At 69.3% G+C, this 12552-nt stretch carries 9 protein-coding genes; all 9 read left to right on the top strand.

What is annotated here, in order from left to right:
- Positions 1 to 2 precede the first annotated feature (2 nt).
- The 9 genes from AAF604_06370 (at position 3) to AAF604_06330 (ending at position 12542) form a co-directional block, all read left to right on the top strand.
- On the top strand, positions 3 to 1799 hold the full coding sequence (locus AAF604_06370) for a PQQ-binding-like beta-propeller repeat protein (GenBank protein ID MEM7049264.1): 1797 nt from the start codon (positions 3 to 5) through the stop codon (positions 1797 to 1799).
- On the top strand, positions 1796 to 2743 hold the full coding sequence (locus AAF604_06365; protein ID MEM7049263.1) for a hypothetical protein: 948 nt from the start codon (positions 1796 to 1798) through the stop codon (positions 2741 to 2743). Before AAF604_06370 ends, AAF604_06365 begins: the two co-directional genes overlap by 4 nt.
- A 771-nt stretch (positions 2744 to 3514) precedes the next feature.
- Entirely contained in the window at positions 3515 to 5776 is a 2262-nt protein-coding gene (locus tag AAF604_06360) for a DUF5060 domain-containing protein (GenBank protein ID MEM7049262.1), read from the top strand.
- 390 nt (positions 5777 to 6166) lie between these two features.
- Positions 6167 to 7636, top strand: coding sequence for an FAD-dependent oxidoreductase (locus tag AAF604_06355; GenBank protein MEM7049261.1), 1470 nt, complete (start codon positions 6167 to 6169; stop codon positions 7634 to 7636).
- 105 nt (positions 7637 to 7741) lie between these two features.
- Entirely contained in the window at positions 7742 to 8944 is a 1203-nt protein-coding gene (locus tag AAF604_06350; GenBank protein MEM7049260.1) for a CoA transferase, read from the top strand.
- Positions 8941 to 9834, top strand: a complete 894-nt coding sequence (locus tag AAF604_06345; protein MEM7049259.1) for a CoA ester lyase — start codon at positions 8941 to 8943, stop codon at positions 9832 to 9834. The genes AAF604_06350 and AAF604_06345 overlap by 4 nt, the downstream gene beginning before the upstream one ends.
- The gene (locus AAF604_06340; protein MEM7049258.1) at positions 9831 to 10640 is read left to right on the top strand and encodes a cyclase family protein; all 810 of its coding nucleotides are present in this window, start codon (positions 9831 to 9833) and stop codon (positions 10638 to 10640) included. Before AAF604_06345 ends, AAF604_06340 begins: the two co-directional genes overlap by 4 nt.
- Positions 10637 to 12094 (top strand): MmgE/PrpD family protein, encoded by a 1458-nt coding sequence (locus AAF604_06335; protein MEM7049257.1) that lies wholly within the window; start codon positions 10637 to 10639, stop codon positions 12092 to 12094. The genes AAF604_06340 and AAF604_06335 overlap by 4 nt, the downstream gene beginning before the upstream one ends.
- 37 nt (positions 12095 to 12131) lie before the next feature.
- Positions 12132 to 12542 carry a hypothetical protein gene (locus tag AAF604_06330; GenBank protein MEM7049256.1) on the top strand — a complete coding sequence of 137 codons (411 nt, stop codon included), beginning with the start codon at positions 12132 to 12134 and terminating at the stop codon, positions 12540 to 12542.
- The last annotated feature ends 10 nt before the right edge of the window (positions 12543 to 12552 follow it).

The following is a 12552-nucleotide window of genomic DNA, read 5'->3' as shown; positions in this document are numbered from 1 at the left end:
CGGTGAATCTTGGAGATGCGGAAGCCGCCCTGCCGGCTTGGGATGACGGTCGCCCGCAGGAGCTCTGGCGCGTCCCTCTCGGACCTGGATTCTCGGCGGTGACGGTCGTCGGCGACGGTCTCTTCACCCTTTTCGGCGCCGAGGGCAAGGAAGTCCTGGCGCGCTTCGAGGGCGCCACCGGTCGCGAGCTGTGGCGACGGGAGGTCGGGCCTCTCTTCGAGGAGACCTGGGGCGACGGGCCGCGCTCGACGCCGGCGGTGGCCGGGGACACGGTGTTCGCGATCGGATCCGGAGGAACGCTGGTCGCCGTCGCGGCGGAGGACGGTCGCGAGCGCTGGCGTCGTGAGCTGGTCGCTTCGAAGGCTCCGCGCTTCGGCTACAGCCCGTCGCCGTTGGTCTCGAACGGCCGCGTGATCGTCGAAGCCGCGTTGGGTGAAGCTGGGCTGGGTGCTGGCCACCTGATGGCCTTCGACGCCGCCACCGGCGCGCCGGTTTGGTCGGCCGGCGAAGGGGCCGTGGGTTACTCCTCGCCGTTGGTGCTGGGCGACGGCGATCTGGCTTTTCTGTTGCGCGACCGGGTGCAGGCGATTTCTGATCGAGGCGAGGAGCTCTGGAGCTGGACCTTCTCCGGCGGCTCGCCGATCGACCTGCCGATCGCCATGCCCTTGGCTCTGGCGCCGAATCGGCTGTTCGTCGCCCATCGGGCCGATGGCGGCAGCGCGCTGCTGGGCCTGTCGCCGGCGGGACCGCCCAAGGTGCTCTGGGAGAGCCGTTTCTTTGTCAACCACTTGAGCTCGGCGGTGGCGGTGGGCGGCGATCTCTACGGTTTTCACAACGCCACCCTGGCGGCTGTCGAAGGGTCTTCGGGTTCGATCGCCTGGCGCCTGCGCGGGCTCGGCAAGGGCTCCCTGATCGCCGTCGGTGATCATCTGCTGGTGCTCAGCGACCGCGGCGAGCTGCTGCAGATGAAGGCCGGCCTCGAGGCCGGCCGGATCCTCGGGCGTTTCCAGGTCCTCGACGGCAAGACCTGGACCGCCCCCAGCTACTCCGACGGCCGCCTCTACCTGCGCAACCACCATGAGCTGGTCGCCCTCGACCTGCGTCGCCTCGTGGCCGTCGATCCCTCTACTCCCAAGCCCCGCGCCCTGGCGATCGAAAAGCGGCCCCGGTCCGAGGAGCCTGCCGAGCTCGATCTCCCGGCCCTTCTCGACCGCCTGGTGGAGGCCTTGGGCGGCGCCGAGCGACTGCGCATCGTGAAGTCCTTGAGCCTCGCCGGACGCTATGCCTTCAACAGCGAGATCGGAAGCTTCGAGATCGTGCACCAGCGGCCGGATATTCTGCGCCGCATGGTGACCCTCGGCGGTGAAACGACTCTCGAGACCTACGATGGCGAGATCGCCCGAACCGGAGGGGCGCCGCTGGGGGCCGAGCGCGCCGCCCTGCTAGCGGCCGATGCGGTCTTTCTTCCGGCACCGGCGGCAGCACACCTCGCTGGCTGGCCGATCGCGTCTCGCGGGCGAGTGGAAGCTGCCGAGGGCGAGCTCATCGAGGTCGAGGTCACCCTGCCCGGCGGTACTCGCGAGCGCTGGCGCCTCGATCCGGAAACCGCCCTGCCGCGCCAGCGCTCGTCACATACCTGGGCCTACGACCGTGCCTGGGACCTGGTGACCCGCTACTCCGACTACCGCCGGGTTGCGGGGCTGCGGCTTCCCCATCGCATCGAAGAGGAGTTTTCTTCTCTCTATCGGCTGTTCGAGGTGGAGACCGTCACCGTCATCAACAAGAAGGCGCCGCAATGAACGCCGTCGGCGAAATCCTCGCTTCCACCGTCGTGGTGTCGGACCTCGAGCATTCCGCTCGGGTCTACGGCGAGTGGCTGGGTCTCGAAGTCGGTGAGATCGGGACCATCGAGAGCGATCTGGCCGTCGCCTGGAGGGCGCCGGCAACAGCGGGCCGGCGCTGCGTCGACCTGTGGCCCTCGAGCGGTCGTCCGGTGCCGATTCGCCTGGTCGAGGTCCCCGAGTCGGCCGCCCAGTACCGCACCCTGCGCAGCTACGGCTGGGCCGCCCTCGAGATCACGGTGCAAGACGCCGACGCCCTCGCCGCCCATCTCGCCGACAGCCCCTTCCGAGTCTTGGGGCCGCCCAAAGAGCTCGCCTTGACCGACCGTTTCTACCCCTTCCAGGTGGCCGGTCCCGATGGCGAAGTGCTCTACCTCAACGAAGTGCGCGGCGATCTCGAAGACTTCGATCTACCGCGCGCCGCCTCACCCGTCGATCATCTCTTCATCGCTGTCCTGGCGAGCCCGAACCTCGAAGAGTCCCTCGCCTTCTACCGCCGCCTCGGCTTCGCCACCGGCGACGCGGTTCCCATCGCCTACACGATGATCAATCAGGCCTTCGGCTTCCCGGCCGATCGCACCCATGAGCTGGCGATGGTTCATCACGGTCGGCGCGTCAATGTCGAGGTCGATCAGTACCCGGCCGAAACCGAGCCGCGGCCCACCCCCCAAGGCCTCCTTCCCGGCGGCATCGCCTGTATCTCCCTCGCTGTCGAGTCTCTCGGTTCCCTGCCCGTCGTCCCTGCAGGCCCCATTCTTCAACGTCCTGAACCGCCGTTTGGCGGGCGCCGTTCGCTGGTTTTGCAAGGAGCCGCGGGTGAAATGGTCGAGCTGGTGGAGGTCCGGGGCGGCAGAGAAGCCGTTGGTGCAACGGCGCGGCACGAAGCCGAAACGCCCGCATGATCCTCTGTCAGCCTACGCGTCGGCCCGTTCCGGGCGGAGGCACAACTCGCCTTCGGCTCAAACAGATGCCTCCGCTGATCCTCCACGAGCCGAGTCTCGGACTGAAGAGATCTTTGCCTGCAGGCTCAGGCTTCGTGCCGCGCCGTCACACCAACGGTCGGACCGCTTCCTTTGCCCTCAACGGAGCTCGAGCATGTTTCTCTAACCTCAAAATGCTCATCTTCGGGGCCGATCTCAGAAACGTGTTCAAGAGCGCGGTTCGGATTCCCCAACTGCTGGATATGTGGGGAAACGGTAGCGGTGGTTTCGGGGTCTCGCGGCGCATCCTGGGCTTCGCGGACAGGGGCCCTGAGAGTCCGAGCCTCAGGCCTGCGGAGGCATCCGTCGTTCTCTACCTCCGGAAGCCGATCCAGGAAAGGGATGGACGGTAGCCGTGGCTTCGGGGTCTCGCGGTGTCGCCTGGGCTTCGCGGGCAAGGGCCCTGAGAGTCCGAGCCTCAGGCCTGTGGAGGAAAAGCGGAGGCATCTGTTTGAGCGAAGCGAGTTATGCCTCCGCCCGGAACAGGCCGACCGGGAGTCCGAGACTGGTTCACGCGGAGCCTCCGCGAAGCCGCGAGACCCCGAAGCCACGGCGGATGAATCGCTCTCGGCACCTCAGCGAATCCACGAGCCTTCCAACCTCTCCCAGCCGCAGGATCCATAGATGATCCTGCATGTTAAGTTCTCGACCGCAGACCGGGCCAACCTCAACCGGCTTTGGAGGATCTCCCGCATGCTTCGAGAACGCACCGCCTTGCCCTTCCTCACCCTAGTCCTACTGCTGGCGCCCGCGGCCCAAGCCGCCGACGTCACCGAATTCGTCCTCATCGACGCCACCAACGACCAGGCCATCGCCGCCTTCGACCCTCTCGAAGACGGTGCCACCCTCGACCTGATTCTGCTACCCACCGACCAGCTCAACATCGAAGCCCGGGTCGACGGCGCGGTCGGCAGCGTGGTGTTCTCCCTCACCGGGGTCGCGGGCGAGAACCGCACCGAGAACGTCGCCCCCTATGCCCTCTTCGGCGATTCGGGCGGCGATTTCAACGCCTGGACCGCGATCCCCGGGGATTTTCGCCTGACGGCGCAGAGCTTCTCGCAGAGCAATGGCGCCGGAACCGCGGGAGTCGAGCGGGTGATCGACTTCTCGATCATCGATGGTCCGTTGCCTCCGGACGGTGACGGCTCCGTCGAGGTCTTCGGCGGCGAGGCGGGCGCACCGACCGCCATGCGCCGCTGGCACCGCGTCACCCTCTCCCTCGCCGGCCCCGGCGCCAGCGAAACCTCGAGCCCGAACCCGTTCCTCGACTACCGCCTGCAGGTCGAGCTCACCGCACCGGACGGCCGCCTGTTCAACGTACCCGGCTACTTCGCGGGCGATGGCGTCGGCGGCGCTGTCGGCAACCGCTGGCTGGCCCACCTGGCGCCGGACATGGTCGGAACCTGGCTCTATGAGGTCTCGCTGCGACAGGGGGCGGAAGTGGCGGTCGATCTCGCCGACACCGCCGGCGCGGCGGTGATGCCCTACGACGGCACCTCCGGTAGCTTCACGGTCAGCGAGTCGACCGCCGTCGCGCCGGACCTCAAGGCTCCGAATCGCGGCCTGATCAAGAATCGCGGTCACCACTACCTGACCGATTCCCAGGGCAGGGTGTGGCTCAAAGGCGGCCCCAACATTCCCGAGAACCTGCTCGGCTACACCGGCTTCGACAACACGCCCAGCGCCGGTCACGACTTCGATGCCCACCTCGGCGACTGGCGGCCCGGAGATCCGGACTGGAACGGCGGCGCCGGTCGTGCCCTGATCGGTGCCCTCAACTACATCGCCGACCGCGGCGCCAACGTCGTCTACTTCCTGCCGATGAATCTCTTCGGCGACGCCAACGACACCTTTCCCACCATCTCCGGAGCCGCCAAGACACGCTACGACCTGTCGAAGCTGGCGCAGTGGGAGATCGCCTTCGGCCATGCTCAGAGCCGCGGCATCTTCCTCCACTTCGTGCTCGCCGAGACCGAGAGCGGCAACGAGAACTACCACGACGGCGGCGACTTGGGTCCGGAGCGTAAGCTCTACTACCGCATGCTGAACGCCCGCTTCGGTCACCACAACGGCCTGGAGTGGAACCTTGGTGAGGAAAACGACTACGGCACCGCCAAGCGCGAGGAGTTCGCCGCCTACCTCAAGGCCATCGACCCTTACGATCATCCGGTGACCACCCACACCCACGGCAACCAGTACGAAGGTTTCTACGCGCCGCTGCTGGGCAACGGCGACTTCGACCTGACCTCCTTCCAGGGCAACACCTCGCGGCGCGCCATGTTCGATCTCGCCGCCGACTGGCGTCAGCGCTCGGCCGCCGCCGGGGCGCCCTGGATGGTGAGCTTCGACGAGCCGCAGAAGATCGAGAACGACGTCACCGACCAGGCCGCCGGCTACCCGCATGGCCGTCGCGACAAGCTCTGGCCGCTTTTTCTCGGCGGTGGCGGCGGCTTCGAGTGGTACGTGCAGCAGGACGGCGGCGGGCACAGCTTCGATCAGGCGATCGACGACTTCGCGGCCCTCGACGCGGCGCTCACCTGGACCGGCCACCTGCTGGCTTTCCTGGGTGATCTGCCCTTGCTGCAGATGACCCCGGACCGCTCGCTGGTGTCGTCGAGCGCTTCCGGCGAGGCCTATGCCCTCGCCCTCGAAGGCGAGGTCTACGCCCTCTACCACGATCGCGCCGGCGGTCCCCTGTCCCTCGATCTCACCGCGGTCTCGGCCTCCGACACCTTCACCGTGCGCTGGTTCGATCCACGCCTCGGCGGCGCCCTTCAGATCGGCTCCGTCGCCGAGGTGACCGGTGGCGCGGTGGTCGACCTGGGCAGCGCGCCACACACCGCGGCGAATGACTGGGCCTGCCTGGTGACTCGCAGCGACGATCTGCCCTTCGCCGATGGCTTCGAGTCCGGCGACACCACCGCTTGGGACGCCACCGTCGGAGGCGGCCCATGAGACGACATCCGGCGCCTAGCAGGCTGCATAAAATGTCGTCGGCAGCCTGCTCCCGGGCCCGAGAGGGCCCGGCGGCGGCTCAGCCGCCGCGACGGAAGAGGAGGCCCAAGAACCCCGCTTCTTGGGCCGGAGAGGGGCGCTCAGCCCGGGACGCGCAGTCAGGGGCGCGCAGCCCCTCTCGAAACAAATGACTAGCAGCGCTGGAAAAGTTCAGGTTCGAGGACTTCCGGCCCGCGTGGGACCCCGAGCCCAGCGGGCGAGGCGGCGCCGAGGGCGCCGAGGACGGGGGTGAAGGCGCGCGACATGCGCGAAGCCGGGCCGCGTAGGCCTGAGGGGGGCGCCTTTTAGCCCCCCTGGCCGGGCGCCCCTGAAATAAACAGCAGGTGCTGAATAAGCCGCCACGCGGCTTTTTCAGCAACCTGCTCGCAGGCGCGAGGACCGACCATTACCGATTTCGACCTGCTGATCGTTGGTGCCGGCACCGCCGGCATGCCCTGCGCCCTGGCGGCGGCTGGCGCCGGTGGCCGGGTGCTGCTGGTGGAAAAAACCGACGTCGTCGGCGGAACGCTGCACCTCTCGGCCGGTCATCTGGCGGCGGCGGGGACTCAGCGTCAGCGTCAGCACGGCATCGAAGACCACCCCGATCTTCACTTCGCCGAGGTGATGCGGATCAGCCGCGGCCGGGCCCGCCGCGATCTGGTGCGGCGTGCCGTCGACCTCGCGCCAGAAACCCTCGACTGGCTCGACGACCACGGCTTCGACTTCGCCGACGACTGCCCGCGCATCGTCCACGGCCACGAGCCCTACGACGTCGCCCGCACCGTCTACGGAAACGACGAGGCGCGCTCCATCCTGGCGGTGTTGGCGCCGCTGCTCGAGCTCGAGGAGCGGCGTGGTGGTGTCGAGGTGCGGTTGGCGACGGAGGTCGAAGAGCTGCTCACCGATGCGGCGGGGGCGGTGGTGGGCGCTCGCCTGCGTGGGCCCGGTGGCGCTGCGGAGGTGCGCGCCGCGGCCACCGTGCTCACCTGCGGCGGCTTCGGCGCCTCGCCGCAGCGCTTCGCCGAGCTCCACCGGCGACCCCTGGTCTCGGCAGCGCGGCTCTCGTCGACTGGCGACGCCTTGGTCCTCACCGCCGGGCTCGACGCCGCCGTCACCGGTGAGGATTGCTACATCCCGACCTTCGGCGGCCTGCCCGCGATCGACGATCCGGGCCGCGTGCAGTGGCACGACCGGCCGCGGCTGGTGGCCTCCGAGCGGCCGCCGTGGGAAATCTATGTCGGCCGTTCCGGCGAGCGCTTCGTGGCCGAAGACGAACCCTCGATCCACGCCAAGGAATCGGCCCTGGCGGCGCTGCCGGACCTCACCTTCTTCCAGGTCTTCGACGAGATCGGTATCGCAAGCTCGCCGGAGATCGTCGCCGGCTGGACCGCCGGGGATCTGCGCCGGGCGGCCGCCGAGCGCCCCGGCGTCTTTGTCGGCGATACGTGGCAAGCGCTCGCCGCCCGGGCCGGCATCGACGCCGCCGGCCTGGTGGCCGCCGTCGAGTCCTACAACCGCGCCGTCGCGACTGGCGACGACCCGACCTTCGGCCGCCGGCACCTGCCGGCCGCTCTCATAAAGCCGCCCTTCTACGCGCTGCAAAACCACGGCATCACCTTGATCACCTTCGCCGGCCTCGACGTCGACGAGGGTCTCGCCGTTCGGCGCGCCGGCGGCGGTGTCATCCCGGGTCTCTATGCCGCCGGCGAAGCCCTCGGGGCGGCCGCCACCTGCGGCAAGGCCTTCTGTGGTGGCATGATGTTGACGCCGGCCCTGAGCTTCGGCCGCTGGCTCGGCGAGCGCCTGGTTCGCCGCCCCTGACCTGTTCCGAGCGTCGGGTCGCAAGTGCCTGCCTGCGAAGGGCATCGGCAGTAGATGATCTAATGTTATAACTATGCTACATTTGTGGGATCGGGGACTGATTTGATGACCGAAGAAACACAGCCGAAGGGGCCCCTCGCGGGGTTGCGAGTGATCGACGCGGCGACGCTGTTCGCCGGTCCCCTCGCCGCCACCCTGCTCGCCGACTTCGGGGCCGACGTCATCAAGCTCGAGCATCCCAAAGGTGATCCGGTGCGCCTCCACGGTCACCGCAAGGACGGCGTCAACCTGTGGTGGAAGATGATCGGTCGCAACAAGCGCACCGCGACCCTCAATCTCAGCCAGGCGCGCGGCCAGGAGTTGATGCGCCGGTTGGTGACCAGCGCCGACGTCTTGATCGAGAACTTTCGGCCCGGCACCCTCGAGCGCTGGGGCCTGGCGCCGGAGACGCTGCACCAGCTCAATCCGCGGCTGGTGATCGTGCGGGTCACCGGCTTCGGCCAGATCGGGCCTTACCGCAACCGGCCCGGATTCGGCACTCTGGCGGAGGCGATGAGCGGCTTCGCCGCGATCACCGGCGAGCCGGACGGCCCGCCGACCCTGCCGCCCTTTGGCCTCGCCGATGGCATCACTGCACTGGCCACCGCCTCGGCCACCATGTTCGCTCTCCACGGCCGCGGTCCCGAGGGGGGCGGCCAGGTGATCGACATGGCGATCATCGAGCCCATCTTGACCATCCTCGGTCCTCAGCCCACCTGGTTCGATCAGCTCGGCGTGGTGCAGGAGCGGCGCGGCAATCGCTCGGTCAACAACGCGCCGCGCAACACCTACCGCACCGCCGACGGCCACTGGGTGGCGATCTCGACCTCGGCTCAGAACGTCGCCGAGCGGGTGATGCGCCTGGTGGGACATCCGGAGGTCATCGCCGAGCCCTGGTTCGCTTCCGGTGCCGAGCGGGCGAAGCACGCCGAGGCGCTCGATGCGATGGTCGGTGGCTGGATCGCCGAGCGGCCGCGGGACGAGGTGGTGCGCGCCTTCGAAGAGGCGCAGGCGGCGGTGGCGCCGATCTACGACATCCGCGACATCTACCAGGATCCCCAGTTCCAGGCCCTCGACACCATCACCACCGTCGAGGACGACGAGCTCGGCCCGCTGCGCATGCAAAACGTGCTGGCGCGCTTCTCGGCGACGCCGGGGAGCATCCGCTGGGCCGGCCGCGCCATCGGGGCCGACAACGCCGAGGTCTACGGCGAGCTCGGATTGGGGGCGGAGGAGCTCGCCGACCTCGCTGCCGGGGGTGTGCTGTGAGCGCCGCCGGTGCCGGATTGTCGGCGCGCTCCTACCTGTTCGCGCCGGGCAATGACGAGCGCTTGCTCGGCAAGGTCTTCGATGCCGGTGCCGACGCCGTCGTGCTCGATCTCGAAGACGCTGTGCCGGTGGCCCAGAAAGCGCGCGCGCGCGACTTGGTGGTGGCGGCTCTCGCCACTCGCGACACGACCGCCGGACCGCAGGTGTGGGTGCGCATCAACGGACTCGACAGCGAGCTGTGGCGCCACGATGTCGCGGCCCTTGCGGAGCTGCCCTTGACCGGATTGCGAGTCCCCAAGGCCGAAGATCCGCAGGCGGTGGCCGGGCTGGCGGCGACTCTCGGCGAAAGCTCGGCTGTGCGCCTGACCCTCACCATCGAAAGCGCCCGCGGTGTGCTGGCGGCCGGCGAGCTGGCGGCGGTGGAGCGGGTCGACCGCTTCGCCTTCGGGGCGGCGGACTATGTCGCCGACGTGGGCGCCGACGGCGCCGATCCGCGCGCCACCCTGTGGGCCCGCTCGCGGCTCGTCGCCGTCTCCGCGGCTCACCGCCTGCTGCCGCCGATCGCGCCGGCCTACACCGCCCTCGCCGACGAGGCCGGCCTCGAGGCCACCACCCGCGAGGCCAAGGCACTGGGCTTCTTCGGTCGCTCCTGCCTCCACCCGCGCCAGCTCGCCACGGTGCACCGGGTGTTCACACCGACGGCGGAGGAGATCGCCGCCGCGCGCCAGGTGGTGGCGGCCCTCGAGGCGGCCCGGGCCGCCGGTCGCGCCGTGGCGGTGGACGCGAGCGGCCGCTTCCTCGATCCGGCGGTGGTGCGTCGCGCCGAGCGGGTTTTGGCTCTCGCCGAGGCCTTCGCCGCGGAGCCGATTCCGCAGGGGTTGGTGCGATGAAGCTCTGGCAACGGCTGGCGGCGGCGCGGGTGATCGACCTCGCCCAACCCCTCGAGGCGACCATGCCGGTGTCGCCCAACCATCCCGGCTTCAAGCTCGCCTTGATGCGGCGCCACGGTGACGCGGTGCGCGCCGACGGCGGCTCCGCCGCCAACGAGATGATGCTCTTGGGCGGCCACAGCGGCACCCACATCGACGCTCTCTGTCACGTCTCCCACGACGGCCGCCTCTACGGCGATGAAGATGCCCAGGCGGCGCAGCAGGGCGGCCGCTTCCGGGTCCACGGCGTCGAGACCATCGCGCCCTGCTTCTGCCGTGGCGTCATGCTCGATCTGGCCGGCCTCCTCGGTGTGCCGGTGGTCAGCCCCAGCGCGCCGATCACCGCCGATCACCTCGCCGCCGCGGCCGAACGACAGGGGGTCGAGGTACGCGCCGGCGATGCGGTGCTGCTGCACACCGGCTGGACCGCCCACTGGGGGGACGCCAAGACCTTTCTCGGTGCCGAGGGCGGGGCGCCGGGTCCCGATCCATCGGCGGCCCGCTGGCTGGTGGAGCGCCGGATTCGTCTCAGCGGTGCCGAGACGGTGGCCTACGAGCACATCCCGCCGGGGCGCGGCCACGCTCTCTTGCCGGTGCACCGCATCTTTCTGGTCGAGGCCGGCATCCACATCCTCGAGATGATGAATCTCGCCGAGCTCGCCGCCGACGGCATCAGCGAGTTCACCTTCGTGCTGACGCCCCTCAAGGTGGTCGGTGCCACCGGCGTTCCGGTGCGTCCCCTGGCCCTGGTCGAGGAGGCCTCGTGAGCAGCCCGACTCTCGCTCAGCAGCTTGCCGAGATGGTCGCCGGTGTCTCCGCCGAAGCGCTGCCGGCGGCGGTCGAAAGCAGCCTGCGGGAGCGCATTCTCGACACCGTCGGGCTGTGCCTGGCGGCGCGGCCGCTGCCCACCAGTCCGATGGCCCACGCCGTCGCTCAGCAGTGGGGTGGCTCTCCGGAGGCCCGCCTGATCGGCTGGCCGGAGCGCCTGCCGCCGGCGGCCGCCGCCTTCGTTAACGGCGTTCTGGCCCATTCCCTCGATTTCGATGACACCCACCTGCCCTCGGTGCTCCATCCGAGCGCCGCTCTGGTGCCGGCGGGGCTGGCCGTCGGCGAGGCGGTGGGGGCGACTTTGCCGGAGCTTCTGGCGGCCCTCGCCGGTGGCTACGAGGTCGACATCCGCACCGGCATGGCGGCCTACGATCGCGAGCTCGGCAACTCGGTGTTCTTCGAGCGCGGCTGGCACGCCACCTCGATCTGCGGTGCCCTTGGGGCCGCCGCCGTCGCGGCGCGCCTCTTCGGCCTCGGCGCCGACGGCATCGCCCACGCCCTCGGCATTGCCTGCTCGATGGGGGCCGGCATCATCGAGGCCAATCGCGCCGGCGGTTCCGTCAAGCGTTTGCACTGCGGCTGGGCGGCCCATGCCGGGGTGGTGGCGGCGCAGTGTGCCCGCGCCGGCGTCACCGGTCCGCCGACCGCCCTCGAAGGGCGCTTTGGCTTCTACCAGGCCTACTGCGGCGGCGCCCTGGTCGCCGACGAGATCACCGCCGGTCTGGGCCGCGACTGGTCGATTCCGGGGATCTTCTACAAGCCCTATCCGGCGAATCACTTCACCCACGCCGGCATCGACGCCGCTCGCTCCCTGCGCGGCGAGATCGACCCGGCGGCGATCGAGCGCATCGATCTCGGAGTGGCCAGCCCGACCTTGCGCACCATCGGCGAGCCGCGGCACGAGAAATTGCGCCCGCAGTCCGGCTACCACGGCCAGTTCAGCGGTCCCTTCACGGTCGCCGCGGCGCTCCTGGGGGGCGGCGGCCTCGGCCTGTGGCTCGACGACTTCAGCGACGACAAAGTGCGCGATCGGCGCTACCTCGAGATCGCCGACAAGGTGCATTGCTATGCCAACGCCGAGTGCGACGCCATCTTCCCGAACCAGTTCCCGGCGGTGCTGACGGTGACCACCGCCGACGGCCAGGTGATCGAGCGCAAGGTGCTCGCCAACCGCGGCGGCCCCGACAATCCGTTGAGCATCGATGAGCTCAAGACCAAGTTTTTCGCCAACGCCGGTCGCCTCCTCGACGAGGCGACGGCGCAAACCCTGGCGGCGTCGATCCTCGATCCGTCGCCGCGTCCGGTGGGAGAGCTGCTGGCTCCCCTCGACGACGCCGTTTTCCGGGAGATCGCTGCCGAGGCGCCTCCCACACCGTCCGCGATCCACTCCTGAACAGCTTTTTCGCAACCCTGCCCTTGGAGGAGGACCGATGTCCAAACGACCGAACGTCAAAACCCGGACCGAGAAGAAGGTGGTCCGGGAGACCGAACGAAAGCGCAAGGCGCGCAACGCCGAGATGAAAAAGGCGAGCAAGGCGGTCAAGGTCGGGAAGGTACCCGAGCCTTACATCCTGAGCTTCAGCCGCGGCCCCGTCGAAGGTGACCTGCCGCGCGGCGTGGCGCAGTGGATCGAGGAAGAGGCGGCGGATCAGAGCAAACACTACAAGCGCATCTATCGCGAGGTGGAGAAGCTGGCGCCGCTGCGCGACGAGTGGGTCAAGGAGTTCCTCGCCCGCATCAGCGGTCCGCGTGGGTTCTCGGTCCACGCCGGCACCCGCCGCACCATTCCGAAGCGTGAGCTGCCCAAAAAGCCCCGGCGCCCGTGGCGGGTCGTCTGGTAGAGGAGGTGAT

Source organism: Acidobacteriota bacterium (assembly GCA_039028635.1).
Classification (GTDB): Bacteria; Acidobacteriota; Thermoanaerobaculia; order Multivoradales; family JBCCEF01; genus JBCCEF01.
The sequence above is the reverse complement of the archived record's forward strand: the minus strand, read 5'-3'. Positions and strand labels throughout refer to the sequence as shown.